Source organism: Lutibacter sp. Hel_I_33_5, assembly GCF_007827455.1.
Classification (GTDB): Bacteria; Bacteroidota; Bacteroidia; order Flavobacteriales; family Flavobacteriaceae; genus Polaribacter.
In genome coordinates this window covers 1,510,592-1,535,920 of the sequence record NZ_VISM01000001.1, presented here as the reverse complement: position 1 = coordinate 1,535,920, position 25,329 = coordinate 1,510,592, and the positions used below count along the sequence as shown (strand labels likewise).

Annotated in this window: 17 protein-coding genes and 1 tRNA gene; 16 read left to right on the top strand and 2 right to left on the bottom strand. The window is 32.2% G+C overall.

Annotated elements, in window-relative coordinates; translation table 11 throughout:
- Positions 1-2: 2 nt before the first annotated feature.
- Positions 3-3,119 carry a DUF2723 domain-containing protein gene (locus tag OD91_RS06860; protein ID WP_144895644.1) on the bottom strand — a complete coding sequence of 1,039 codons (3,117 nt, stop codon included), beginning with the start codon at positions 3,117-3,119 and terminating at the stop codon, positions 3-5.
- A 173-nt stretch (positions 3,120-3,292) separates the two neighbouring features.
- Here OD91_RS06860 and OD91_RS06855 point away from each other — a divergent pair.
- From OD91_RS06855 to infB, 4 genes are all read left to right on the top strand, one after another.
- A tRNA-Gln gene (locus tag OD91_RS06855) sits at positions 3,293-3,364 on the top strand.
- A gap of 190 nt (positions 3,365-3,554) precedes the next feature.
- On the top strand, positions 3,555-4,016 hold the full coding sequence (gene rimP, locus OD91_RS06850) for a ribosome assembly cofactor RimP (protein ID WP_144895643.1): 462 nt from the start codon (positions 3,555-3,557) through the stop codon (positions 4,014-4,016).
- A 12-nt stretch (positions 4,017-4,028) separates the two neighbouring features.
- Positions 4,029-5,285 carry a transcription termination factor NusA gene (gene nusA, locus OD91_RS06845; RefSeq protein ID WP_144895642.1) on the top strand — a complete coding sequence of 419 codons (1,257 nt, stop codon included), beginning with the start codon at positions 4,029-4,031 and terminating at the stop codon, positions 5,283-5,285.
- 79 nt (positions 5,286-5,364) lie between these two features.
- Positions 5,365-8,115 carry a translation initiation factor IF-2 gene (gene infB / locus OD91_RS06840; protein ID WP_144895641.1) on the top strand — a complete coding sequence of 917 codons (2,751 nt, stop codon included), beginning with the start codon at positions 5,365-5,367 and terminating at the stop codon, positions 8,113-8,115.
- A gap of 85 nt (positions 8,116-8,200) precedes the next feature.
- On the opposite strand, the gene OD91_RS06835 is transcribed toward infB, so the two are convergent.
- Positions 8,201-8,572, bottom strand: coding sequence for an SPOR domain-containing protein (locus tag OD91_RS06835; RefSeq protein WP_144895640.1), 372 nt, complete (start codon positions 8,570-8,572; stop codon positions 8,201-8,203).
- A 202-nt stretch (positions 8,573-8,774) separates the two neighbouring features.
- Here OD91_RS06835 and OD91_RS06830 point away from each other — a divergent pair, with 202 nt between their 5' ends.
- From OD91_RS06830 to OD91_RS06775, 12 genes are all read left to right on the top strand, one after another.
- Entirely contained in the window at positions 8,775-10,055 is a 1,281-nt protein-coding gene (locus OD91_RS06830; RefSeq protein ID WP_144895639.1) for a c-type cytochrome, read from the top strand.
- Between the two features lie 75 nt (positions 10,056-10,130).
- Complete coding sequence (locus OD91_RS06825; protein ID WP_144895638.1) at positions 10,131-13,181, top strand: TAT-variant-translocated molybdopterin oxidoreductase; 3,051 nt, start codon at positions 10,131-10,133, stop codon at positions 13,179-13,181.
- 22 nt (positions 13,182-13,203) lie between these two features.
- Entirely contained in the window at positions 13,204-14,952 is a 1,749-nt protein-coding gene (gene nrfD, locus OD91_RS06820; protein ID WP_144895637.1) for an NrfD/PsrC family molybdoenzyme membrane anchor subunit, read from the top strand.
- 2 nt (positions 14,953-14,954) lie between these two features.
- Entirely contained in the window at positions 14,955-15,482 is a 528-nt protein-coding gene (locus tag OD91_RS06815) for a DUF3341 domain-containing protein (RefSeq protein ID WP_144895636.1), read from the top strand.
- Between the two features lie 11 nt (positions 15,483-15,493).
- The gene (locus OD91_RS06810) at positions 15,494-16,042 is read left to right on the top strand and encodes a cytochrome c (protein WP_186434416.1); all 549 of its coding nucleotides are present in this window, start codon (positions 15,494-15,496) and stop codon (positions 16,040-16,042) included.
- A 26-nt stretch (positions 16,043-16,068) separates the two neighbouring features.
- Positions 16,069-17,526 (top strand): quinol:cytochrome C oxidoreductase, encoded by a 1,458-nt coding sequence (locus tag OD91_RS06805; RefSeq protein WP_144895635.1) that lies wholly within the window; start codon positions 16,069-16,071, stop codon positions 17,524-17,526.
- 35 nt (positions 17,527-17,561) lie between these two features.
- Complete coding sequence (locus OD91_RS06800) at positions 17,562-18,566, top strand: cytochrome c oxidase subunit II (RefSeq protein ID WP_144895634.1); 1,005 nt, start codon at positions 17,562-17,564, stop codon at positions 18,564-18,566.
- A 33-nt stretch (positions 18,567-18,599) separates the two neighbouring features.
- A complete protein-coding gene (locus OD91_RS06795) occupies positions 18,600-20,369 on the top strand; it encodes a cbb3-type cytochrome c oxidase subunit I (RefSeq protein ID WP_144895633.1) in 1,770 nt (589 codons plus the stop codon).
- Between the two features lie 105 nt (positions 20,370-20,474).
- Positions 20,475-21,659: a hypothetical protein gene (locus OD91_RS06790; protein ID WP_144895632.1), complete on the top strand. Its 1,185-nt coding sequence runs from the start codon at positions 20,475-20,477 to the stop codon at positions 21,657-21,659.
- A gap of 1 nt (position 21,660) precedes the next feature.
- Entirely contained in the window at positions 21,661-22,527 is an 867-nt protein-coding gene (locus OD91_RS06785; protein WP_144895631.1) for a mechanosensitive ion channel family protein, read from the top strand.
- 33 nt (positions 22,528-22,560) lie between these two features.
- Positions 22,561-23,583: a Holliday junction branch migration DNA helicase RuvB gene (gene ruvB, locus OD91_RS06780; protein ID WP_144895630.1), complete on the top strand. Its 1,023-nt coding sequence runs from the start codon at positions 22,561-22,563 to the stop codon at positions 23,581-23,583.
- Positions 23,584-25,314 (top strand): SulP family inorganic anion transporter, encoded by a 1,731-nt coding sequence (locus OD91_RS06775; protein WP_144895629.1) that lies wholly within the window; start codon positions 23,584-23,586, stop codon positions 25,312-25,314.
- The last annotated feature ends 15 nt before the right edge of the window (positions 25,315-25,329 follow it).

Here is a 25,329-nt window from a genome sequence, read left to right as displayed (position 1 = left end):
GGTTACGGATTAATACTGTCTAGAGCTTGTTTAGTTTCATCTTCATCGGGCATTAAATGACTAAAAAGTTTTACACTTTCAATAAATCCGTCTTGTAATTTTTCTAAATATTCTTTGTCAGAATCTGCTTTTTCAATCTGACCTAAAATATTTCTATACATGTATAAGTTAGTATCAATTTCGTCGAAAATTATATTGGTGTCTTCGGTAGAAAAAGTACTATACCAATGTAGTTTTTCTTTAAAAAGACCAATTAATATTTCGGCAGTTTTTCTAGCTTTTTCAGTTTCTCCTAATTTGTAATAAATTTCTGGATATCCTAAAGCTAGACTATAATGATCAAATTTCTCTATCGGAAATTTTTCTAATGATAAATCTAAAACTTCTATAGCTTTAATGGTGTCACCTTCTGCAGCAAAAGCTTCGGACAAGCGCATTAAATTATTACGGAAAGAAATAGAATTTCGTTTTGTTTGCTCGTCCAAATAAATCTTACCATCATTAATATTTCTCCAGTTCCATTTCTTAACATTAGTATACATTTTTTCTGGGTCTATTCTACCCATATCAAACATAGATTTATCTTTAATAGAGGTTTTTATAGGAACAAATTTATACGCTAAACCATCAAGTTGTAAATAGTCTTTTAGCCAAATATATTCATTATCAGCATTAGATCCGCCAGTAAAATAAATAGGGCGTTTCCAGTCAAAATTATTTAAAATATCTAACATCAATATAGCGTTCTTTTGAATTGCTCTATCAATAGTTATGTCAATATAATCAACTATTTTGTCTGCATCCTTTGGAGCAACAATTCCGTATTTCAACGCATTTTCTTTATTAACAGGAATTCTAATGTTTTTTGTAGGAAGAATTTTTTCTGGTAAACCATCATCTTCTAAATCATAGAAAGTTCGCTCATTAGTGCTACTTAACCAACGCATAAAAATGTTTAAGTCTAAAACAGAATCTTTTGGTATAGCGGCTAATTCATCAAAATAATATGCAGCATCTAAAGTTCCATATTTGTATTGATCGTGTTTCAATTTTGAAGGAATTGGATCTGCTTTGTATGTTTTTTTCTTCATTTGGTCTATGTACCAATCCGTTTGGAATAGACTTGTGTTCACTAATTTTATATCGGTTCTAAAGCCTTCTACTTCTTGCATATACCAAAGTGGAAACGTATCGTTATCACCTATGGTAAACATAATCGCATTTGGATCGCAACTTTCTAAATATGCTTGTGCATTTAAATGAGCTGTATATCGATTAGATCTATCATGGTCATCCCAATTCTGTGAAGCCATTAATGTTGGTACAGCTATAAGTGAAACAGCAGAAACAGCAATTGCTATTGTTTTTTTATCAGCAAACTGTTTCAGTTTTTCATACAGTGCTAAAACTCCAAAACCAATCCAAACGGCAAAAATATAGAAGGATCCTACTACGGCGTAATCACGTTCTCTGGGTTCAAAAGGTTTAGGATTTGTATAGAAAATTATCGCAGCTCCAGTAAATAAGAAAAAGATTAACAATGTGTAAAAATTCTTTTTATCCCATTTTAACTGATATAAGAGGCCAATAATTCCTAAAATAAAAGGTAAAAAGTAATATTTATTTCTTCCTTTATTTTCTTTTACATCGGTTGGTAAACTTCTTTGAGAGCCTAATCTAGCTTCATCTATAGGGTTAATTCCGCTTAGCCAATTCCCATTAAACATATCTAAGTTCCCTTGGACATCATTCTGTCGTCCAACAAAATTCCACATAAAATAACGCCCATACATATATCCAAATTGATAGCTCATCATAAATTTGATGTTCTCAACAAAAGTGGGTCGTCTTCTACTATTTTCGGGTATTCCTGCAATAGCTTTATACATTTTTTCGGATGCAGGATTTACCATTCTAGGTATAAAACCTTTATGCTTACCAGACCAATTTGGAAGTGCGTCTTTGTACTTATTTACAATAACATATTTGCCATTTTTCTTTTCGTATTTTGGCTTATCATCTCTAGTTGGATTTAATGCATCTTGCTCTTGAGAATATCTATTAGAATAATAAGTATCATAAAAAACGTTGGCATCGCCATATTGTTCTCTATTATAATACGCCAACAACTCTCTTGCAGAGGATGGGTCGTTTTCATTAATAGTAGTATTTGCATTTGCTCTAATTGGCAACATTAACCACGAAGAAAAACCAATCATAATAAATAACACAGATAATATTAATGTGTTTGTCATTATTTTCTCATGCTTACGAGTATAGTTTAATCCGAAGTAAAACAACCCTATTAAAATTATTCCGGCAATGATACTTCCTGAATTAAATGGTAATCCAACAGAATTGATGAAAAATAATTCTGATGCACTGAAGAATTTTAGAGTAAACGGAAATAAAAATTTAAAAACAAAAGCTAAAACCAATACAGAAATTACTGTTGCAATTGCAGTAGTTTTAATATTGATATTTTTATAGGTTTTAAAGAAGTATAATAATACAATTGCAGGTATTACTAATAGTGATAAGATATGGACACCAAAGGATAAACCAACTACAAAACTTATTAATACTAACCATTTATTACCTCTATAAGTGTTTATTTCACTTTCCCATTTTAACCCTAGCCAAAACAATAAAGCCATTAAAAAAGAGGACATTGCATATACTTCTCCTTCTACTGCACTAAACCAGAAACTGTCTGAAAAAGTATAGGCTAAAGAACCAACTACTGCACTCCCTAAAATTGCAATGTATTTACTTTCGGTAAGTTCACCAGATTTTATTGCTAATTTTTTAGCCAAATTGGTAATCGTCCAAAACATAAATAAAATGGTAAATGCACTGGCTAAACCAGACATGAAATTCACCATTTTAGCAATCTGAGTTACATCATTTGTAAACATTGCAAAAAATGCACCGAGCATTTGAAACAAAGGTGCTCCAGGTGGATGACCAACTTCTAATTTAACTGCTGTAGAGATGTATTCTCCACAATCCCAAGCGCTTACCGTGGGTTCTAACGTTAGTGTGTATGTAATTAAAGCAATAGCAAAAACAATCCATCCAAGGATAATGTTCCATTTATTATAGTTTGATGTGGTCATAAGTTGGTAAATAATCTAATCTGAGGCGAATTTAGTAATTAATCCTATAAAAAACGTTTCAGATTTTCATTTCGAGATGTTTATCATCATAAATGTTTGTTAAACTCAAAAATTAGACGAATTTGTTTGCACAATTAAAAGTTTACTTTAAATTTGCATCCTCAATAAATTATTGGCCTATGGTGTAATTGGTAACACACCGGTTTTTGGTACCGACATTCAAGGTTCGAGTCCTTGTAGGCCAACAGAAAGCGCTCACAAATTGTGAGCGCTTTTATAGTTTAGAAACTTTTTGTTTTGGTAGTATTTTATTTAAGTCCTTACAATAGAGAGTAAGCTATTTGTATATTCTTAGATTAGTTATTATATTTGCACCGAAGTTTTTACAAAAATAAAGATGGAGGGGACGAAAAGTCCCCTCTTTTTATACCTAAAATGAAAGAACAGAAAGTTAGAGACTTAGTTGAAGAAGCGGTATTAGAGAATGATTCTTTGTTTTTAATCGATGTGCTTTTTTTAGCAAATAACAAAATAAGAGTTATTGTTGATGGAGATGAAGGGATACCTATTAAAGAGTGTATTAGAATAAATAGGTATATAGAGAATAACTTAGACAGAGAAGAAGAAGATTTTGCTTTAGAGGTTACATCACCAGATATTTCACACCCTTTATTATTGTTAAGACAATATCAAAAGAATATAGGTAGGATATTAAAAGTAAAAACAGAAGAAGAAAAGTACGAAGGGACGCTAACCAATGTAACAGATAAAGAAATTGTCTTAGAATGGAAAGCAAGAGAGCCCAAGCCTATAGGTAAAGGAAAGGTTACCGTAGCAAAGAAAATAAGTTTAGAGTACACACATATTAAAGAAGCTAAAGTTAAGATTATATTTTAAGGAAATTATGCAATGGAAAATATAGCGCTAATTGATTCGTTTTCAGAATTTAAAGACAATAAAAGTATAGACAGAGTAACATTAATGTCTATTTTAGAAGAGGTTTTTAGAGCTGCATTAAAACGTAAATTTGGATCGGATGATAATTTTGATATTATTATAAATCCAGATAAAGGAGATTTAGAGATTTGGAGAAATAGAATCGTTGTTGCCGATGGTGAAGTAGAAGAAGATAATGAAGAAATAGAATTAACTGCAGCACAAAAAATAGAACCAGATTTTGAGATTGGTGAAGATGTATCTGAAGAGGTTAAGCTGATAGATTTAGGTAGAAGAGCTATTTTAGCATTGCGTCAGAATTTAATCTCTAAAATTCATGAGCACGATAGTACAAATGTGTTTAAGCAATTTAAAGAATTAGAAGGAGAGATTTATAGTGCAGAAGTTCATCATATTCGTCATAATGCAATTATTTTGTTAGATGATGATGGTAATGAATTGGTGATGCCAAAGAGCGAACAAATTCGTTCAGATTTCTTTAGAAAAGGAGATTCAGTTCGTGGAGTTATAAAATCGGTAGAATTAAGAGGTAATAAGCCAGCAATTATTTTATCAAGAACATCATCATTGTTCTTAAATAAATTATTCGAACAAGAAATTCCTGAAGTTTTTGACGGATTAATTACAGTTGAAGGAGTTGCAAGAATTCCTGGAGAAAAAGCAAAAGTAGCTGTTGATTCTTATGATGATAGAATTGATCCTGTTGGAGCTTGTGTTGGTATGAAAGGATCTAGAATTCATGGAATTGTTCGTGAATTAGGAAACGAAAATATTGATGTTATCAATTACACCAAAAATGAACAGTTATTTATTGCAAGAGCATTAAGCCCTGCAAAAGTAACGTCAATGGAAATAAAGGAATACGAAGAAGAGAGAAATGGTAAAAAAGGACGAGTAAGCGTTTTATTAAAACCAGAAGAAGTTTCTAAAGCTATTGGTAAAGGTGGTGTAAACATTCGTTTAGCAAGTGAGTTAACTGGATATGAGATTGATGTTCAGAGAGAAGGGTTAGAAGAAGAAGATGTTGAATTGACAGAATTTATAGATGAAATTGAAGATTGGGTAATTACCGAATTTAAGAAAATTGGTTTAGATACTGCAAGAAGTGTATTAGACACTACAGTAGAAGAATTAGTGAAAAGAACGGATTTAGAAGAGGAAACTATTTTAGACGTACAAAGAATCTTAAAAGAAGAGTTCGAAGATTAACTAAACTAAAAGTAATAAAAAGAGAGCATAACTATACTACGTATAAAGTGTGTTTTTATAACAAAAGTAAAAACAATTTATGGCTACATTAAGGCTAAACAAAGTATTAAGAGAACTTAATATCTCATTAGATAGAGCTGTGGAGTTTCTTGCAAAGAACGGTCATGAGATCGAAGCAAGACCTACCGCTAAAATTTCTACTGAAGTATATCAAGTCTTGCTTGACGGTTTTGAAACTGATGCTAGTAAAAAAGCAGCTTCTAAAGAAGTAGGAGAAGAAAAACGCAAAGAAAAAGAAGCGATGCGTTTGGCGCTTGAAGCTAAATTAGAGCAAAAGAGGTTAGAAGAAGAGAAGAGAGAAGAGGAAAAGAGAGAGAAAGAGAAAGTTCTTAAAGCCAAAGCAGCCAAAGTTGAGATAAAAACGGTTGGTAAAATTGATATCGACAAAAAGCCAGTTGTTAAAGAAGCTAAAAAAGAAGAAGTTAAGAAAGTAGCAGTACCAGAAAAAGAAGCTTCAGAGAAAGAAGTTCCAGTAAAAGAAACTGCGAAAGAAGTTAAGTCAGAAGTTGCTGCAAAAGAAGAGAAGAAAGAAGAAAAGAAAGTTGTAGTAGAAAAACCTGTTGAAATAACAGCAGAAAATGCAGAGGCTATTAAAACTCAATATAAGAAGTTAGATGGACCAAAAATTACTGGAAAAAAAATCGACTTAAAACAGTTTGAAAAGCCTAAGAAGAAAAAACCAGATCCTAAAGCTGCCGCTAAAACTAATGATGACGCTAAAAAGAAGCGAAAAAGAATTAGTAAACCAGTAGGAAATAGAGGAGGTCAAAATAGAGGGAATACTGGTGGAAATAGAGCTGGTGGTAATAGAGGTGGACAAAATAATAGAGGAAGAGGAAGACAACAAGTTGTTCCAAAAGAAGAACTTACAGAAGCTCAAATTCAGAAACAAGTTAGAGAAACTTTAGAAAAACTTCAAGGAAAATCTAGCAGAGGAAAAGGAGCTAAGTATCGTAGAAATAAAAGAGATGCTCACAGAGAGCAAACAGAAGCAGAACAAGAAGCTCAATCATTAGATAACAAAATACTTAAAGTAACAGAATTTGTTACAGTAAGTGAAGTTGCTACCATGATGGATGTACCAGTAACAAATATTATTTCTTCATGTATGATGTTAGGAATGATGGTAACCATGAATCAGCGTTTAGATGCGGAAACCTTGGTAATTGTTGCGGAAGAGTTCAATTATAAAGTAGAATTTATTGGTGCAGAAGTAGAAGAGTCTATTGTTGAAGTTGTAGATAAGGAAGAAGATCTTGTAACACGTGCGCCAATTATTACAGTAATGGGTCACGTAGATCATGGTAAAACATCTTTGTTAGATTATATTAGAAAAGCAAATGTTATTGATGGAGAAAGTGGAGGGATTACTCAGCATATTGGTGCGTATTCAGTAAACGTAGGAGATCAGAAAATTGCATTTTTAGATACACCAGGTCACGAAGCCTTTACAGCGATGCGTGCACGTGGAGCTCAAGTAACAGATTTAGTAATTATTGTTGCTGCAGCTGATGATGATGTAATGCCGCAAACAAAAGAAGCAATTTCACATGCGCAAGCTGCTGGAGTGCCAATTATTTTTGCAATCAATAAAATTGATAAACCTAATGCGAATCCTGATAATGTGAAAACACAATTATCTGCGATGAACTTATTAATTGAAGATTGGGGTGGAAGCATTCAATCTCAAGATATTTCTGCTAAAACTGGAGAAGGAATTCCGGAATTATTAGAAAAAGTATTATTAGAAGCAGAGGTTTTAGAATTAAAAGCAAACCCAAATAAAAATGCAGTTGGTGCTGTAGTTGAAGCATTGTTAGATAAAGGTAGAGGATATGTTTCTACAATCTTAGTTCAAGCAGGTACTTTAAAAATTGGAGATTATATTTTAGCAGGAAAACATAGTGGTAAAGTAAGAGCTATGTTTGATGATAAAGGAAATAACCTAAAAGAAGCAGGGCCATCAACGCCAGTTTCTATTTTAGGATTAGACGGCGCGCCACAGGCAGGAGATAAATTTAATGTATTTGATGACGAGCGTGAAGCAAAACAAATTGCATCTAAACGTTCTCAATTACAACGTGAGCAGTCGGTTAGAACTCAGAAAACATTAACATTAGATGAAATCGGACGTAGAATTGCGTTAGGAGACTTTAAAGAATTAAACATTATCTTAAAAGGTGATGTTGATGGTTCAGTTGAAGCCTTAACAGATTCGTTCCAGAAATTATCTACAGAAGAAATACAAGTAAATATTATTCATAAAGGTGTTGGAGCCATTACAGAAAGTGATGTATTATTAGCATCAGCATCCGATGCAATTGTTATTGGATTTAATGTTCGTCCGCAAGGAAATGCACGTTCGGTTGCAGATAAAGAAGAAGTAGATGTTAGATTCTATTCTATTATTTATGACGCAATTAATGAGCTTAAAGATGCGATGGAAGGCATGTTGTCTCCAGACATGAAAGAAGAAATTAGTGGTAATGTTGAAATTAGAGAAGTGTATAAAATTTCTAAAGTTGGAAACATTGCAGGATGTATGGTAATGTCTGGTAAGATATTTAGAGATTCTAAAATTAGAATTATACGTGAAGGAATTGTTGTTCACGATGGTTTATTAACCTCTCTAAAACGATTTAAAGATGATGTTAAAGAAGTTGCAAAAGGATACGATTGTGGTCTTCAAATAAAAGGATATAATGATATTGTTCAAGGAGATGTTATTGAAGCATATCAAGAAGTAGCGGTTAAGAAAAAGTTGAAGTAAACCCTTACTATTCTTATTAAATCAAAAATATATAAAACAAAAAACCGAAGCATAAGCTTCGGTTTTTTTATGAATAATTTTAAAATTATTTTACTTTAAGAGGAACTACAATAGCGCCAGAAAATTCTGGTTGAATTTCTACCAAAGCTCTATCGGCATCTAATCTTGTTTTATAGTTTCCAACTTGAATTTTCCATTCTGGAGTATCATACGATAAATATGATTTTATATTAGGAAATTCAACACTAAATCTCGCTCTGGTTCTTTTAGCGCGTTGTTCTGCACCATTATATAGCTGAATTCTAAAACCAAAACCATAACGTTTGTTAAAGGCTCTTTTTTTAGAAATCATACTCTTAATTTTCTCATTATCATTGTTTTGTGCTTTCGTTTTTTGGGTAGAAAACCCTATAAAAACGATCAACAATAAAAGAGCGAATTTTGAATTTAATTTCATACTACTTTTACTTTCTACAAAAGTAACGACTTGTTTTATAATATATTGAAAAATAAACTTATTTAGAATTGTTATAAATTATAATTTAACAGTCTTTTACCATTTCAAAATTTAGGAAGAAGTAGTACTTTTGTGCAACTGTTTTGAGGTGTAAAAATTTCATTACATTTTTATACTGATACTAAAAATATAGTTTGTAAATATGAAAAGTGTAGCACTGCACAATAGACTAACCAACGTACTTCTTAAGAGCCTTACATTTCTTTTGTTTTTTGCCATTAGTTTTTCTTCTTTTGCGCAAGATGCAGTAGATGAAGCTCGTCAAAAAGAAGGTAGAAAATTATTTAAGAATTTTTGTGGGTCTTGTCATAAGTTAGATAAGAAATTAATTGGGCCTCCTCTAGGTGGAGTAGAAGGGAAATATGAGAATGACTGGTTAAAAAAATGGATTAAAAATAACGCAGAATTAATAGCTTCTGGAGATCCATTAGCGGCAGAAGCATCACTGTTTGATAGCTCACAAATGACTGTTTTTCCTCAGTTAAGTGATAAGCAGATAGATGATATTTTATATTATACTACTGTTGGTGATCCACTTCCGCCAGGAGGTGAGAGCCCAATAGAACCTAAAGAGGAAAAGGTTCCTTGGCTTATCTATATTTTAGCTTCTGCAATCATCGTTGCCTTTTTAATCATTGCAAGTTTATTAAAAACGATTAGTGAATTAAAAGGAGCGCCAAAAACTCCAGGAGCCTTAGGTACGTTACATGAAGTTTGGGACGGAATCAAGCAAAACACGTTTTTACATGTGTTGGCTGTTATTTTTGGATTGTTAGTTACGGCTTATTTCTTATTTGGAACACTATTTAAAATTGGTGTAGAAGAAGGATATCAACCAATTCAGCCAATTGCATTTTCACATAAAGTACATGCAGGAGATAATAAAATAGATTGTCAGTATTGTCATTCATCAGCAAAACATAGTAAAACATCAGGTATACCTACAGTAAATGTTTGTATGAATTGTCATAAGTTTATTTCAGAAGTAGCTTCAGATACAAAAGTGGTAATGGATGATGTTACTTTAGGTAAAGAAGATTTAGATAAAGAAATTGCAAAAGTATATGCAGCAGCTGGTTGGGATGCAGAGAAATTAGAATATACAGGAGAAACAAAACCAGTAAAATGGGTGCGTGTTCATAATTTACCAGATTTTGCATATTTTAATCATTCACAACACGTTACTGTTGCAGGATTAAAATGTCAGAAATGTCATGGTCCCGTAGAAGAAATGGAAGAATTATATCAACATTCTCCGTTAACTATGGGTTGGTGTATAGATTGTCATAAAGAAACAAAAGTAGATTTAAAAGGTAATGAGTATTACAAGAAAATCCATGAAGATTTAGCAGCTAAGTTTGGTGTAGATCAAGTTACAATTGCTCAGTTAGGTGGAAAAGAATGTGGTAAGTGTCATTATTAATAAAAGAAGAAAAGATAGTTTTGATTTTAGTGAAAACTAAGAACTAAAGACTAACAACTAATAACTAATAGATAAATGGCTTCAAACAAAAAATACTGGAAAAGTGTTGAAGAACTAAAAGATAGTTCTGTTGTTGAAACGCTAAGTAAACAAGAGTTTGTAGAAGAAATACCTACAGATGCTTTTTTAGGTGATCAAGAAACCTTAGAGAACACATCTACATCTCGTAGAGATTTCTTAAAGTATGTTGGTTTCACAACTGCTGCTGCTTCTTTAGCTGCCTGTGAAGGGCCGGTTAGAAAATCAATTCCTTATGTTGTAAAACCAAATGATATAACTCCTGGAGTTGCAGATTGGTATGCTACAACAATTGCAGATGGATATGATTTTGCTAATGTTTTAGTAAAAACTCGTGAAGGTAGACCAATTCAAATCATGCCAAATAAAGAGGCAAACGGAACAACAAATGCACGTGTGCAAGCTTCTGTTTTATCTTTATATGATGGTGATTTACGTTTGCAAGAACCAAAAAATAATGGTAACAATATTACTTGGGCAGATGCTGATGCAGCAATTGGAGCTCAATTAAATCAATTAAAAGAGGAGAATAAGCCTGTTGTTTTTTTAACAGGAACAATGGCAAGTCCTTCTACCGATAAAATAGCTTCAGAATTTATTGCAGCCTATCCAAATGTAAAACATATTACATATGATGCAGTTTCAGAATCTGGAGCCGCTGATGCTTTTGAGGCAATGTACGGTAAACGTGCGTTACCAAATTACGATTTTAGTAAAGCTGAAGTGATTGCTTCTTTTGGAGCAGATTTCTTAGGAGATTTTCACGGTGGATTCGATAAATCATATGCTGCTAGTAGAAAGCCAGAAGGAGGTAAGATGTCTTACCATGTTCAGGTAGAGGCAAATATGTCTTTAACGGGAGCGAATGCTGATAAGCGTGTGGTTGCAAAACCATCAGATCAAGTATTTGCGTTGTTAAATTTATATAATGCAGTAACAGGAAATTCAGTTGCTTCTAAAGCAACACCTGTAGATGCAGATATTAAGAAATTAGCTGAAGCACTTAAAAAAGCAGGAAATAAAGGGGTAGTTCTTACCGGAATTAATGATAAGAATGCGCAATTAATAGCTTTAGCAATTAATAAAGCGTTAAGTAGTGAAGTAATTGATGTAAATAATACGTTGAATGTCCGTCAAGGAAATGATGCAGAAGTTGCACAATTTATTACTGACTTAAATGCAGGAAATATAGGAGGAGTTATTACATATAATGTTGATCCTGTATATTCTTTAGCAAATTCTTCAGGTTTTGTTAATGGATTAAAAAAAGCATCTTTATCTGTTGCAATTTCAACTGAAAATAATGCAACTGCAAATGCTACTCAATTTGCATTACCAGCTCCACATTTTTTAGAATCTTGGGGAGATGTTCAAACATCAGAAAATTCTTACGGTTTAGTTCAGCCAACAATCCAACCATTATTTAATACACGTCAAGTTCAAGATACATTATTAAAATGGACTGGAAACAGTACTTCGTATTACGAGTATTTAAAAGCATTTTCTGGAACTGTTTTAGGAGGAACTTCTTGGAACAAAGCTGTGCATGATGGTATTGTAAAAATTGAAAACACTGCTAGTAATGTAGCAATTGATGTTGATGTAAATGCTGCTGCTGCTGAATTAGCAAAAGCAACCAAAGCATCAGCTTTTGAATTAAATTTATATACTAAAGTTGGTTTAGGTGATGGTAAGCAAGCAAACAATCCTTGGTTACAAGAATTTCCAGATCCAATTACAAGAGCTTCTTGGGATAATTACTTAACAGTTTCTATGTCTGATGCAAAAGCGTTAGGCTTCTCTAATCCAGTGAAAGATAATGGAGCAATTAATGGAAACTACGCAACTGTAAAAGTAAACGGAGTAACTATTAAAAATATTCCAGTAATGGTTCAGCCAGGACAAGCAAAAGGTTCTGTTGGATTAGCACTTGGATTTGGTAGAAAAGAAAACTTAAAACCAGAAATGCAAGTAGGGATAAATGCGTATCCTTTCTATGCAAATGGTAATGCTATACAATACAATGTAACTATAGAAAAAACATCTGGCCCAGTTCATGAGTTTGCTTGTACACAAGTACAAAAAACTATTGCTGGACGTCATGATATTTTAAAAGTAGCAACATTAAAAGAATATAATAGTGATGTAGATCCAAAACATTCTTGGAACAAACCTGCATATGTTTCTTATGATCATCAAGAAGTAGAAGCAAAAACTATTGATTTATGGGATGAGCACAATAGAGAAATTGGACATCACTTTAATTTATCAATAGACTTAACATCTTGTACAGGTTGTGGAGCTTGTGTAGTTGCATGTCATGCAGAAAACAATGTTCCTGTAGTTGGAAAAAACGAAGTAAGAGTAGGTAGAGATATGCACTGGTTGCGTATCGATAGATATTATTCTTCTGAAGTAGAAACAAGAGAAGATGCAAAAGAACTTGGTTTAAGTAGAGCAGAAACATATAGAAAGTTAGAAACTGAGGCTGAAAATCCAGAAGTTACTTTCCAACCAATGATGTGTCAGCACTGTAACCATGCTCCTTGTGAGACTGTTTGTCCAGTTGCCGCAACATCGCATGGTCGTCAAGGACAAAATCAAATGGCATATAACAGATGTGTGGGTACAAGATATTGTGCAAACAACTGTCCATATAGAGTTCGTCGTTTTAACTGGTTTAATTACGCAGATAATAACGAATTCGATTTTAACATGAATAACGAATACGGTAAAATGGTGTTAAATCCTGATGTTGTAGTTCGTTCTCGTGGTGTGATGGAAAAATGTTCTATGTGTATTCAAATGACACAAGCAACAATTTTAAAAGCTAAAAAAGAAGGACGTGCTGTAAATACAGACGAATTTGAAACAGCTTGTTCATCAGCATGTACAACAGGTGCTATGGTCTTTGGAGATATTAATAACGAAAAAGACGAAGTTGCCGCATTAGCAGAAGATAAAAGAGCATTTCACGTATTAGATTATCTACAAACGAAACCGAATGTAGTGTATCAAGTGAAAGTAAGAAATACAAACGAAGCGTAATTAAAAATTAAGATATAAGAATATGTCTCATTACGAAGCACCCATTAGGGAACCTTTAGTATTAGGTGATAAAAGTTACCATGACATTACCGAGGATATCGCTAGACCTATTGAAGGAAAAGCAAATAGAAACTGGTATATGGCATTCTATATTTCTTTAGCAGCAATGCTTTGGGGATTTGGATGTATCTTTTATACTGTTGGAACAGGTATTGGAGTTTGGGGATTAAGTAAAAATATTGGTTGGGCTTGGGATATTACCAACTTTGTATGGTGGGTAGGTATCGGTCATGCTGGTACATTAATCTCAGCAGTACTTTTATTATTCCGTCAAAAATGGAGAATGGCCATAAACCGTTCTGCAGAAGCAATGACAATTTTTGCGGTTTTTCAAGCAGGATTGTTTCCAATTATTCACATGGGTCGTCCATGGAATGGATATTGGGTATTGCCAATTCCAAATCAGTTTGGATCATTATGGGTTAACTTTAACTCACCATTATTATGGGATGTATTTGCAATCTCAACGTATTTATCTGTATCATTAGTTTTCTGGTGGACAGGTTTATTACCAGATTTTGCAATGATTAGAGATAGAGCTGTAAAGCCTTTTCAGAAAAAAATATATGCATTATTAAGTTTTGGTTGGTCTGGTAGAGCAAAAGATTGGCAACGTTTTGAAGAAGTATCTTTAGTGCTTGCAGGTTTAGCTACACCATTAGTACTTTCTGTACATACAATTGTATCGATGGACTTTGCTACGTCAATCAATCCAGGATGGCACTCAACAATATTCCCACCTTATTTCGTAGCAGGAGCAATTTTTTCAGGATTTGCCATGGTACAAACCTTATTAGGAATTATGAGAAAGGTGACGAATATGGAAGATTATATTACACGTTTACACGTTGAATATATGAATATAGTTATCATCTTAACAGGTGGAATTGTAGCAGTAGCTTATGCAACTGAATTCTTTATTGCTTGGTATACTGGATCGCCATATGAAAATTACACATACTTATCTGTTGGAGCTGCAACAGGACCTTATGCTTGGGCATTTTATTCATTATTATTCTTCAATATATTAACGCCACAATTATTATGGTTTAAGAAAATTAGAAGAAGTTTTATATGGTCATTCATCATTTCGATATTTATTAATATTGGTATGTGGTTTGAGCGTTTTGATATTATTGCTATTGTATTAAGTAAAGGGCACTTACCATCTACATGGTGGCGTTTTGAACCAACTTTTGTTGATGTAGGTATCTTTATTGGAACCATAGGATTCTTCTTTGTATTATTCTTATTATATGCAAGAACATTCCCTGTTATCGCGCAAGCGGAAGTAAAGACCATCTTGAAATCTTCTGGAGAATTCTATAAGAAAAGAAGAGATGGTAAAAATGCAACTGGTCCAATAGAAACGAAACCAAGAAATGTTGAAGCATCCAAAAAAGATGATACTTCTATTGTAGAAGATATAACAGATGCTGTTAGTGATTCTGCTGATAAATTAAAAAGTTTATTTGGAACTATTGGTGTTTTTGATGCCAAAACTCAAACTGCTGACGATTTAAAAAAGATTAGCGGTGTTGGACCAAAATTAGAAGGAGTTTTAAATGGAATTGGATTATTCACTTTTCAACAAGTGAGTAAAATGACTAAAAAAGAATATGACTTGTTAGACAGTATCACAAAATCTTTTCCTGGAAGAGCAGAACGTGATAACTGGGCAGAACAAGCTAAAAAATTATTAAACGAATAATTATGGGATCTTCAAAAGTTATTCACGCATTTTATAATGATGACGAAGTCTTATTAGACGCAGTTAAGAAAGTTAAAGGAGCACATCATCATATAGAAGAAGTATTTTGCCCTTTTCCTGTGCACGGTTTAGATAAAGCCATGGGATTAGCGCCAACAAGAATTGCAATTGCATCTTTTATGTTTGGAATTGTAGGATTAAGTACTGCTATTTGGCTTACTTGGTATACAATGATTCATGATTGGCCACAAGATATTGGTGGTAAACCAAGTTTTTCTTGGGCAGAAAATATGCCAGCATTTGTTCCAATTATGTTTGAATTAACGGTATTTTTTGCAGCGCATTTAATGGTAATTACTTTTTATATGCGAAGTAGAATATGGCCATTTAAGAAAGCTGAAAATCCAGACCCAAGAACAACAGATGATCATTTTTTAATGGAAATTCCAGTTCATAATAATGAAGATGAGATTAAGTCTTTATTAGCAGATACTGGCGCTGTAGAAATTAATGTAGTAGATACCCACTAAGTCAATAGATAATGAAACATTTTAAATTACTTATCGCTTTAGTTGTAGTTTCAAGTATCATTTCTTGTAACGATAAACGTACGCCTCAAGTACAATATATGCCAGATATGTATGTGTCTGTACCTTATGATGTAAATGGTGTTGATGGATTAAACGGAAAAGCAGTTAACTTAAAACCAGTTGCTGGGACTATTCCTAGAGGAGGGCAGCCAGCTTATGATATTGCAGATACTAACGAAGGTTATGAGAAAGCAAAAGCTGAACTAACAAATCCTTTAGAAGTAACTGAAGAGAGTTTAGCAAATGGTAAAAAGAACTACGATATCTATTGTGCTATTTGTCATGGTAAAAAAGGTGATGGAGAAGGAACATTAACAACGAGAGAGAAATTCGCAGGAATTCCTAATTATAAAGATAGAGATATTAATGCAGGAAGTATTTACCATGTTATTATGTATGGTAAAAACTTAATGGGTTCTCATTCATCACAATTAAATACCAATGAACGTTGGGAAGTTGTGCAATACGTAGAGAAATTACGTACAGAATTAACAAAATAATTACAAAAAGATAGAATACTAAAGATATGTATCAATTCTCAGGTAAATTAAAAATGTTCTCAATAATCTTAATGATCTTAGGAGCATTAGGTATAGGATACGGTTTTTTAACTGCTCCAAAAACAGTTGAAGAAGCTAAAGAAATTTTAGCACACCAAGCAGCTCATGGTGCTCATGGAGATTCGCATGCTGTTGAAAATCATCACGAAAAAAAGAAAGAAGAGACGCACGCACATGGAGAAGAAACTCACGCTAATCACGTAGAAAAAGTAAAAGACGCCCATGCAGCTGTTGATTCTCATGGAACATCTCATGATGATGCACATGCAGAACATGTTTTTAATCAATTACAAAATAGACCTTGGTCTGCTTTTTATGTAGCTTTATTTTTCTTTTTAGGTGTTACGTTATTAGTATTAGCTTTTTATGCAGCACAACGTGTTGCACAATCTGGTTGGTCTATTGTTTTATTTAGAGTAATGGAAGCAATTACGGCTAACTTAGTGCCTACATCAATTATTATGTTATTAGTTATTGCTGCTTCAGCAATGCATTATAATCATTTGTTTTCTTGGATGGCAGAAGGAACATTTACGCCAGGACATGATAAATATGATGCCATAGTAGATGGTAAATCTTGGTGGATTAATTTACCAGGTTGGGCAATAAGAAGTGTTATTTATTTAGCAATTTGGAATGCTTATAGATGGTTTATCCGTAAGAATTCTATTGCAGAAGATACTGCAAACGATGGTAATAAAACATATAAAAGAAACTATAATATATCAGTTGTTTTCTTATTCTTATTTATGCTTACAGAAAGTATGGCAGTTTGGGATTGGATTATGGGCTTAGATCCTCACTGGTTCTCGACCTTATTTGGTTGGTATGTTTTAGCTACTTTATTAGTAAGCGCATTAACAACTATAGCTTTTGTAACGATCTATTTACGTTCTAAAGGATATTTACCAAGAGTAAATGATAGTCATATACATGATTTAGCAAAATTTATGTTTGGTTTTTCTGTATTCTGGACCTATTTATGGTTTGCACAATTTATGTTAATCTGGTATGCAGACATTCCAGAAGAAACAACTTATTTTGCAATGCGTTTTGCAGAATATAAATTACCGTTTTTAGGAATGGTTGCCATGAACTTTGCATTTCCAATCTTACTTTTAATCAATAGTGATTTTAAAAGTATTCCTTGGTTTGTTGTCATTGGAGGTTTAGTAATCTTAGCAGGACATTATATTGATGTTTTTGTTATGATAATGCCTGCTACAGTTGGAGCACAATGGTTTATTGGAATACCAGAACTAAGTTCTATAGCGTTTTTCTTAGGAATATTTATTTATGCTACATTTAGTTCATTTGCAAAAGCAAGTGCTGTTCCAGAAGGGAATCCGTTCTTAAAAGAAAGTGAGCATTTCCACTATTACAATATTGAGCATAGAGGAGAAAGTGCTAAAGACCATCATTAATAATAAAGAATTAAAATAAATTAAGACAAAATAATATGCTAGCTCTATTTTATATTTTAATAGCTGTTGCAATAGGAGTAAGTTTTTGGCAGATAACCAGAATCATGAACCTAAGAGGTGATATTGCTACCGATAAAGATAATGACACACAAGGTAAATTAGCAATTCTTTTTACTGTTGGTTTTTATGCTGCGATGGTTTATTGTTTAATTGCAATGAACGTGTTAATGTTGCCAGAATCTGCATCTATTGAAGGAGAACATGATGATAATTTATTTGACATTACGTTTTGGTTAATTGGTATAGTTCAATTTATCATGCAATTCTTAATATTCTACTTTACTTTTAAGTATAGAGGAAAGAAAGAAAACAAAGCATTGTTTTTTGCAGATAGTCATAAATTAGAAATTATCTGGACAACCATCCCTGCAATTGTAATTGTTGTTTTAATTGGATATGGATTATGGCAATGGAACAACATGATGGATTTATCTGATGATGATTCTATTGTTATAGAAGTGTATGCAAAACAATTTCAATGGGAAGCACGTTATGCTGGAGCTGATAACACATTAGGTCTTGGGAACGTAAACTTTATTAAAGGTATTAATACAATTGGTGTTGATATGTCTGATAAAAACTCTCAAGATGATATCTATGCGACAGAATTATACTTACCAAAAGGTAAAAAAGTACATTTCAAGTTCCGTTCGCAAGATGTTTTACACTCAGCATATATGCCACACTTTAGAGCGCAGATGAATTGTGTTCCTGGTATGGTTACAGAGTTTGGTTTTACACCAAAGTTTACAACTGAGGAAATGAGGTTAAACGAAGAAGTAATTGCGAAAAATGAAGTAATTAATAAAATTAGAAAAGCTAAAGGGGAAGACCCTTATGTTTTTGATTACTTATTACTTTGTAATAAAATTTGTGGAGCATCACATTACAACATGCAAATGAAAATTACAGTTGTAGAAGAAGCAGAATACAAAGCTTGGTTAGCAGAACAACCAACCTTAGCAGAAGTTATTAAATAAGAATTTAAAAGAGATACTACAAATTACAAGATTATGTCAGATCATCATCATAAAGAAACATTTGTAACAAAATATATTTTCAGTCAAGATCATAAAATGATTTCGAAGCAATTCCTAATCACAGGTATGATTATGGGTGTTATTGGAGTGTTTATGTCAATGTTATTTCGTTTACAAATAGCATGGCCAGAAAAATCATTTTCGATCATTGAAGCATTTTTAGGACCACATCAAACAGATGGTGTAATGAATCCAGATATGTATTTGGCATTAGTTACTATACACGGTACCATTATGGTATTCTTTGTATTAACAGCTGGATTAAGTGGTACATTCTCTAACTTATTAATACCACTACAAATTGGAGCAAGAGATATGGCATCAGGTTTCTTAAACATGATATCGTATTGGTTATTCTTTATATCAAGTATTTTAATGGTTATCTCTTTATTTGTTGAAGCTGGACCAGCATCAGCAGGTTGGACAATTTATCCACCATTAAGTGCATTACCTCAAGCCATTCCAGGCTCTGGAGCAGGGATGACGTTATGGTTAGTTTCTATGGCAATATTTATTGCATCCTCATTAATTGGATCGTTAAACTATATCGTAACAATTTTCAATTTAAGAACAAAAGGAATGAAAATGACAAGATTGCCTCTTACAATGTGGGCATTCTTTATCACTGCAATTATTGGTGTAGTTTCTTTCCCAGTTTTATTATCTGCAGCATTATTATTAATTTTTGATAGAAGTTTTGGAACATCGTTTTACTTATCAGATATATTTATTTCTGGAGAAGTATTACATTATCAAGGAGGGTCGCCGGTATTATTTGAACACTTATTTTGGTTCTTAGGACATCCAGAAGTATATATTGTATTATTACCAGCATTAGGAATAACATCAGAAATTATATCGACACATTCTAGAAAACCAATTTTCGGATATAGAGCGATGGTGATGTCTATTATGGCAATTGCATTTTTATCTACAATTGTTTGGGGACACCATATGTTTATTTCAGGAATGAATCCTTTCTTAGGATCTGTGTTTACGTTTACAACGGTATTAATTGCAATCCCATCAGCGGTAAAAGCATTTAATTATATTACCACACTCTGGAAAGGAAATCTACAATTAAACCCTGCCATGTTATTCTCTATCGGATTAGTTTCTACATTCGTTACAGGAGGTTTAACAGGATTAGTTTTAGGAGATTCTGCTCTAGATATTAATATTCATGATACGTATTTTGTTGTAGCACATTTCCACTTAGTAATGGGGGTTTCTGCTATCTTCGGAATGTATGCCGGGATTTATCATTGGTTTCCAAAAATGTATGGTAGAATGATGAATAAGACCTTAGGATATTGGCATTTCTGGATTACAATTATTTGTGCATACGGAGTATTTTGGCCAATGCACTTTATTGGTTTAGCTGGATTACCACGTAGATATTATACAAATACAAACTTTCCAATGTTTGATGATTTAGCAGATATTAATGTTGTAATTACCATATTTGCCTTAATTGGAGGATTGGCTCAGATTATTTTCTTAGCAAACTTCTTTATCTCGATTAAAAGAGGAAATAAAGCATCTCAAAACCCTTGGAATTCAAATACAATTGAATGGACAACTCCAGTAGAACATATCCATGGAAACTGGCCAGGTAAAATTCCTGAAGTTCATCGTTGGGCATATGACTATAGTAAGGTTGATGAAAATGGAGAATATGTTCACGGACAAGATTTTGTACTACAAACTACACCATTAAAAGACGGTGAAGAACCCTCTTAAAAAAATATAAATTTTATAAAAAGGCTTTCAATTTTGAAAGCCTTTTTTTGTGCCTAGTAATTTTCATTTCTATTGATTATATTTACTATTCATAAATTGGAATAGATGTTTTCTTCAGAAAAGTGGCAAAAATTTAAAAATATAATCTTTAAAGTTCTCGATATTGAAACTGATGAAGAAGTTTCTTTAATTGAAGAAGCAGAAGAAATTAGACAATTACCAGATGAATATCTAGAACGATTTACTCTATATTCTTTACAAAGTAAGGAAGCTTTAAAAGGAAGAGAAAATGGATTATTAAGTCTAGAAAGAGCCTATGATAATTGGAAAATTGTAAAAGCTCCATTATTAGTTGTTACAAATCCTGGAGAGGGAGCAACGTCTTTATTACATGCAAGTACTTATATTTATCCTTCAGCTAGAATTTTAGAAAGTCACGAAGCTATTGATACCTATCAAAAGTTAATCAATCACTTACAAAAAGATTTACAGATAGACCAGGAGTTTAAAACACTAAAAGATCTTAAAGATTATATTGTTGAAAATATAGAAGAATCAGTAATTATTCTTGAAAATATTGAACGTTTGTTCATTAGAAAAATAAACGGATTTAATTTACTTGAAGATTTTTTATTGTTTTTACACGCAACAAAAAAGCATATTTACTGGATAATCTCTGTAAACAAATATTCTTTTTACTTTTTAAATAGAGTAAAATTTTTCTCTTCGCATTTTCCATATGTAATCAATTTAAATCCAATTGAAAATCAAGAATTAAAAGAAGATATTCTAGCAAGGAACTCTGGATATTCTATGGTCTTTTTAAAGCCTGACACTATTACAAAAAAGTTAGAAAATCAACTAAAAAAATTATCAAAAGAAGAACGACAGAAACAGTTAGAAGAGTTGTTTTTTAAAAAACTATTTGAATTTGCAAATGGGAATATGTCTAAAGCAATTTTATATGCTAGAAACTCAGCCTTTAATGTCAAGGAAAAATCGGTGTACATAAAACCCTATGAACCTAAAATAATTGAAGAACTTAAATTAAGTGATTTATTCATTCTAGAAGCAATTTTTCAACATAGAGCTTTAACCATTAATGAACTTAATGTGGTATTAAGAAACTCTAACAGACAAAGTAGATTAACAATTGAAAAATTACTTGAAAAAAACTTGATAAGAACTACTCAAAATAAAAAAGGAGATACTGAATACAGAATTAATTTAATGTATTTAGATGAGTTAAAAAATAGACTAAGAGAACGTTTAAACAGAAATATTAAATAAGATGAAAAAGAGACTTACCTATATATTTCTATTGCTAAGCGGAATCATTTTTGCGCAAGAAGAAACTGTTGAAGATGTTCATAAAAATGTTGGAGATACATTAAATAATGCCACAGAGATAGTATCGTTTACTAAAGTCATTACCATTTTTGTAGTACTTGTTTTAACATGGGGATTAATAAAGTTGTTTAACTGGTTTTTTAAGAACATGGTTAAAAACTTTAATCGTCACAGATTAAAAATTTTACGTATTCAACCCGTCATCAATATTTTGGTGTGGACACTTGCAATCTATACCTTAATTGTCACACTGTTTAATCCATCTGCAGAAGCAATTTATGCATTAATGGGTTCATCTGCATTAGCATTAGGTTTTGCCTTACAAGATATCTTAAAAAATGTTTTTGGTGGATTATTAATCATTTTAGATAGACCTTTTCAAATTGGTGATAGAATAAATATTAAAGGAAATTACGGTGAAGTTGTAAATATTGGTCTAAGGAATACGCAAGTAAATACGTTGGATGATAATTTAGTAACTATCCCCAATTCTGCGATAATTTCTGATAGTATTTCAAATGCAAATTCTGGAGCTTTAGATTGTATGGTAGTTATCAATTTATGGTTGCCAGTAAATGTAAATATTACGAAGGTTAGAAAAATTGCTCAAGAAGCAGCCATTACTTCTCGTTATTTAAATATTGATAAACCTGTTACTATTTTGTTTTTTGATCATTTTGATGATCATGCTGCAACAAAAGTTTTAGTAAAAGCATATGTATTAGATGCTCGATATGAAAAATTGTTTGAAGGTGATGTAACTGAAGCAGCTAAAAAAGCATTTATCGAGGCTGGAATTTATCAATAAAACCATTCAATTTTAAACTATCTTTGTAAGGATATGAATGAAAATCTAAACCCAGAAAACTCAAACCTTTCTAATGAAGAATTAGACGTAGAAAAAAAATTACGTCCGTTAAGTTTCGAAGATTTTTCTGGTCAAGATCAAGCAATAGAAAATTTAAAAATTTTTGTTGAAGCAGCCAATCAAAGAGATGAAGCATTAGATCATACGTTGTTTCATGGGCCTCCAGGATTAGGAAAAACAACCTTAGCACATATTTTAGCAAATGAGTTAGAAGTCGGTATAAAAGTAACTTCGGGTCCTGTGTTAGATAAGCCAGGAGATTTAGCAGGTTTACTTACTAATTTAGATGAACGTGATGTTTTATTTATTGATGAAATCCATCGATTAAGTCCAATTGTAGAAGAGTATTTATATTCTGCAATGGAAGATTATAAAATCGATATTATGATTGAATCTGGACCAAATGCACGTACAGTTCAAATCAATTTAGAACCTTTTACTTTAATCGGAGCAACTACACGTTCTGGTTTATTAACTGCTCCAATGAGAGCTCGTTTTGGTATTAGCAGCAGATTACATTATTATTCTACAGAACTTTTAACAACTATTGTTCAGAGAAGTTCACATATTTTAAATGTACCAATCTCGATGGAAGCAGCAATTGAAATTGCTGGTAGAAGTAGAGGGACACCTAGAATTGCGAATGCATTACTACGTAGAGTACGTGATTTTGCACAAATTAAAGGAGATGGAAATATTACTATTGAGATTGCAAAATATGCATTGAAAGCGCTTAATGTTGATGCGCATGGTTTAGATGAAATGGATAATAAAATATTAGCGACCATAATTGATAAATTTAAAGGAGGTCCTGTAGGTATTAGTACCATTGCAACTGCTGTTTCTGAAAATACTGAAACTATTGAAGAAGTATATGAACCTTTTTTAATTCAACAAGGATTTATTATGCGAACTCCAAGAGGAAGAGAAGTTACAGATTTAGCCTATAAACACTTGGGTAGGATAAAAGGAAAAAATCAAGGAGAATTGTTCTAAATGAAATTATTAAAGCAACTCATACCGATTTTAGAGTGGTTGCCAAACTACAAAGCTTCAAATTTTAGAGGAGATTTTATTGCGGGAATTACTGTCGGAATTATTTTAATTCCGCAAGGAATAGCCTATGCTTTAATTGCTGGATTGCCACCTATTTATGGTTTATATGCGGCTTTAGTTCCGCAATTGATGTATGCAATTTTTGGTTCTTCTCGTCAAGTAGCAGTTGGTCCAGTTGCAATGGATTCGTTAATTGTTGCTACAGGAGTTTCTACATTGGCATTAGCTGGGTCGGAAAGTTATATTTCTATTGCTATTTTATTAGCTTTAATGGTAGGAGTAATTCAATTCTTTATGGGTGTTTTTAGATTAGGTTTTATAGTTAATTTCCTTTCAAAACCTGTAATAACTGGATTTACATCTGCAGTAGCTTTAATTATTGGTTTGAATCAATTTAAAAATTTATTAGGGGTAGATTTTATTCAGAGTGATCAAATACAAATCTTATTGGAAGATATTTGGTCTAACATTCTTAGTTTTAATAATCATACAACATTAATTGGAATCGGAGCAATTTTAATAATTATCATCTTTAGAAAAATTAATAAGAACATTCCAAATGCATTAATAGTTGTTATAATTAGCATTTTAGTAATGCGTTATTTTGGTAAAAACTTTATCGATGTTTCTATTGTAAAAGAAATTCCTTCTGGATTACCAAAATTTGATATTCCAAATTTTGAGTTTGAACAAATAAGAGAATTGTTACCAATAGCCTTAACATTAGTAATGGTTGGATATCTAGAAACTATATCGATAGGGAAATCTCTTGAAGCCAAACAAGACGAATATAGAATTAGACCAAATCAAGAATTAATTGCTTTAGGTGTAAGTAATATTGTAGGTTCATTATTTAAAGCATATCCATCAACATCAAGTTTTTCACGATCTGCAATTAATGAAGAAAGTGGCGGAAAAACAGGAATGGCTGCCATTATTTCGTTTGGCATGGTTTTGATAACCTTATTGTTTTTAACGCCATTATTTTATCATTTACCAAAAACAGTATTAGCAGCGATTATTATAGTTTCTGTAGCAGGACTTATCAATTTTAAAGAAGCTTCATTTTTATGGAAATCGAATACTTTAGATTTTTGGTTAATGATGGCAACATTTTTAGCTACGTTATTATTAGGTATAGAGTTTGGTATAATTACTGGTGTAGGCTTATCGTTAATCGTATTAATTTTTAGAACATCGAGACCTTATGTAACAGAATTAGGACAAGTGCCAGATTCAGATTTTTATCGAAATAAAAACAGGTTTAAAGATGTAATAGTTGAAAAAGATATTATAATTTTTAGATTTGACGCACAATTATTTTATGCAAATGCTAGTTATTTTAGAGATAATTTAGAAGAAATGACTTTAGCAAAAGGGGATAATTTAAAGCTTATTGTTTTAGATGGAGAAAGCATAAATAGAGTCGATAGTACAGGAGTTGAAATGTTAAAAGATAGAGTGAGGTTTTATAAAAAGAAAGGTATCACTTTTTATTTTGCTGGGATAAAAGGGCCTGTAAGAGATTCTTTATTTAAAGCAGGATTATTAGAAATTGTAGATGTAAGTCATTTTTTTATGCGTGCATATGGTGCCGTAAAATTTTATAAAACAGGAGATAGAGATCATCAAAAAAAGTATGCAGAATATATACATCAAGCATACCATTAATAGTTAGAAAAGATT

Coding starts and splice junctions, on each gene's coding strand:
- OD91_RS06860 (WP_144895644.1), bottom strand. CDS start 3,119: ATGACCACATCAAACTATAATAAATGGAACATTATCCTTGGATGGATT.
- rimP (WP_144895643.1), top strand. CDS start 3,555: ATGAAAGAACAGAAAGTTAGAGACTTAGTTGAAGAAGCGGTATTAGAG.
- nusA (WP_144895642.1), top strand. CDS start 4,029: ATGGAAAATATAGCGCTAATTGATTCGTTTTCAGAATTTAAAGACAAT.
- infB (WP_144895641.1), top strand. CDS start 5,365: ATGGCTACATTAAGGCTAAACAAAGTATTAAGAGAACTTAATATCTCA.
- OD91_RS06835 (WP_144895640.1), bottom strand. CDS start 8,572: ATGAAATTAAATTCAAAATTCGCTCTTTTATTGTTGATCGTTTTTATA.
- OD91_RS06830 (WP_144895639.1), top strand. CDS start 8,775: ATGAAAAGTGTAGCACTGCACAATAGACTAACCAACGTACTTCTTAAG.
- OD91_RS06825 (WP_144895638.1), top strand. CDS start 10,131: ATGGCTTCAAACAAAAAATACTGGAAAAGTGTTGAAGAACTAAAAGAT.
- nrfD (WP_144895637.1), top strand. CDS start 13,204: ATGTCTCATTACGAAGCACCCATTAGGGAACCTTTAGTATTAGGTGAT.
- OD91_RS06815 (WP_144895636.1), top strand. CDS start 14,955: ATGGGATCTTCAAAAGTTATTCACGCATTTTATAATGATGACGAAGTC.
- OD91_RS06810 (WP_186434416.1), top strand. CDS start 15,494: ATGAAACATTTTAAATTACTTATCGCTTTAGTTGTAGTTTCAAGTATC.
- OD91_RS06805 (WP_144895635.1), top strand. CDS start 16,069: ATGTATCAATTCTCAGGTAAATTAAAAATGTTCTCAATAATCTTAATG.
- OD91_RS06800 (WP_144895634.1), top strand. CDS start 17,562: ATGCTAGCTCTATTTTATATTTTAATAGCTGTTGCAATAGGAGTAAGT.
- OD91_RS06795 (WP_144895633.1), top strand. CDS start 18,600: ATGTCAGATCATCATCATAAAGAAACATTTGTAACAAAATATATTTTC.
- OD91_RS06790 (WP_144895632.1), top strand. CDS start 20,475: ATGTTTTCTTCAGAAAAGTGGCAAAAATTTAAAAATATAATCTTTAAA.
- OD91_RS06785 (WP_144895631.1), top strand. CDS start 21,661: ATGAAAAAGAGACTTACCTATATATTTCTATTGCTAAGCGGAATCATT.
- ruvB (WP_144895630.1), top strand. CDS start 22,561: ATGAATGAAAATCTAAACCCAGAAAACTCAAACCTTTCTAATGAAGAA.
- OD91_RS06775 (WP_144895629.1), top strand. CDS start 23,584: ATGAAATTATTAAAGCAACTCATACCGATTTTAGAGTGGTTGCCAAAC.